This is a genomic window from Pseudomonas sp. OTU5201, from assembly GCF_038440135.1.
Taxonomy (GTDB): Bacteria; Pseudomonadota; Gammaproteobacteria; order Pseudomonadales; family Pseudomonadaceae; genus Metapseudomonas; species Metapseudomonas resinovorans.
Genome location: NZ_JASATC010000107.1, coordinates 1 through 445, shown reverse-complemented (window position 1 = coordinate 445; position 445 = coordinate 1). Strand labels below are relative to the sequence as shown.

Below are 445 nucleotides of genomic sequence, written 5' to 3'. Positions count from 1 at the left end.
TGGCAGAGACTTGATGACGAAGTGATCGACCGTGCCGTCGAGGTCCGAACCGCTAAGCACAACCGGAATGCCGGCCGAATCTTCATTGCCGGAGGCAGAAGTCACTGCCGTTTCCGGCGCATCGTTGACCGACGCGACGGTGATGGTGCCGGTGGCCGGCGTGCCGTCTTCCAGGCCCTGGTTATCCACTGAGGCGTACTGGAAGTCGGTGGTGCCATTCCAGTTGGCCGAGGGCACGAAGGTGATCGAAGCGCCGTTGGCGAAGGCCGGCACTTCGGAGCCGATGGCCAGCGCCACGCCATTGAGGAACAGGGTGCCATTGGCAGGCAGGGACTTGATCACGAAGTGGTCAACCGTGCCGTCGAGGTCCGAACCGCTGAGGGCGACCGGGATACCGGTCGAGTCCTCATTGCCGGAACCGGAAGCCGCTGCCGTCTCCGGGGCG

1 protein-coding gene is annotated in these 445 nt (G+C 64.3%); it reads right to left on the bottom strand.

Annotated features, from left to right (window positions below; genetic code table 11):
- Positions 1-445 (bottom strand): hypothetical protein (locus tag AAHM40_RS27050; protein ID WP_342247448.1); only part of this gene is annotated, 445 nt, incomplete at both ends.